At 74.1% G+C, this 1133-nt stretch carries 1 pseudogene; it reads right to left on the bottom strand.

The features are described 5' to 3' along the window. Nucleotides 1–1133 (bottom strand): annotated as a pseudogene (locus ON23_RS28005) (hypothetical protein); the annotation flags it as partial.

Genomic DNA, 1133 nt, shown 5'->3' with positions numbered 1-1133 from the left:
CGAAGGCGCGCGGACCCAGTAACCGCCGGATCCCGTCGGCCGCGCGGTCGGTTTCCGCCACGAAGGGCCGCAGCTGTGCGATCTCGACCCCGAGCCGACGCCGCAGGGCCGCGGCGGCGCCGAGCAGTCGCGCGATCTCCACGGCCGTCGCGCGGGGCAGGGCCGGATGGGGCGCGTCGAGGGTCAGCCGCGCCAGTGCCCACGCCCGCGCGTGGACCGACCACACCACGCCCCACGTGTCGCGGGTCGCGACCTGCCTGGCCAGGGTCGCGGGTGCGGCCGCGGCAGCCCACCGGGCGTCGCCGTGCAAGGTTTGGGCGATGATGCGGGCGATCTCGGCCCACGACTTCGCCCAGTCCGCACCCGAATCCGCCGCCTCGAGGTGGCGGGCGGTCACGGCGAGGGCCTGCTCGGGCGTACCGAGGAAGGCGGCGGCCAGCGCCTCGAACAGCGCGCAGATCGCCGAGTGCCCGTAATCCGCTGCGGTGGTGAACATGTCGTGAGCGCGGGAGAGGAGCACCAGCGAGCGCACATCCTGCTCGACGAGCATCAGCCGGCAGCCCAGAGTGAACACCACCGGCGCCGGCAGCGGCACCTCGGCGGTGGGGTCGGCGGCCAACCGTTCCCGTGCCGCCGGCTCGGGCACCGCGGCCGCCACACAGCGGTCGAGCAGCTCCTCCGCCTCGCCGGGCAGCCCCTGGCACAGGCAGATCCAGGCGATCGTGGCCATCGCGCGGATCCGCAGCGGCTCGGGCGCGGATTCGGCGACGGCCAGGGTCTTCTCGGCGCGGCGGCGGGATTCGCGCAACGAACCCCGGAAGAAGGGCACGTGCAACGCGATCATCCCCAGCGCGATCTCCAGCCCTGCCACCGCGTCGTCGGGCGAGTCCAGGCTGCGGTCGATGGCGAGCAGCAGGTTGTCCCACGACGCGCGCGCCCACTGCGGCAATCGGCCGTCGCCGTCGTCGGAACTGGTGATCCGGTCGCGGTAGTAGCGGCGGTGGCGGTCCGCCAGGCGCCGCGGCTCGCGCGGATCGCGTTCGGCCAGGCGCTCCCGGGCGAACAGCCGCAGACTCTCCAGCAGTGAATAGCGCACCGCGCGGGCGCTCAGATGCACGGTGACCAGAGATTGG

The sequence above is a fragment of the Nocardia cerradoensis NBRC 101014 genome (assembly GCF_000308535.1).
Taxonomy (GTDB): Bacteria; Actinomycetota; Actinomycetes; order Mycobacteriales; family Mycobacteriaceae; genus Nocardia; species Nocardia cerradoensis.
The sequence above is the reverse complement of the archived record's forward strand: the minus strand, read 5'-3'. Positions and strand labels throughout refer to the sequence as shown.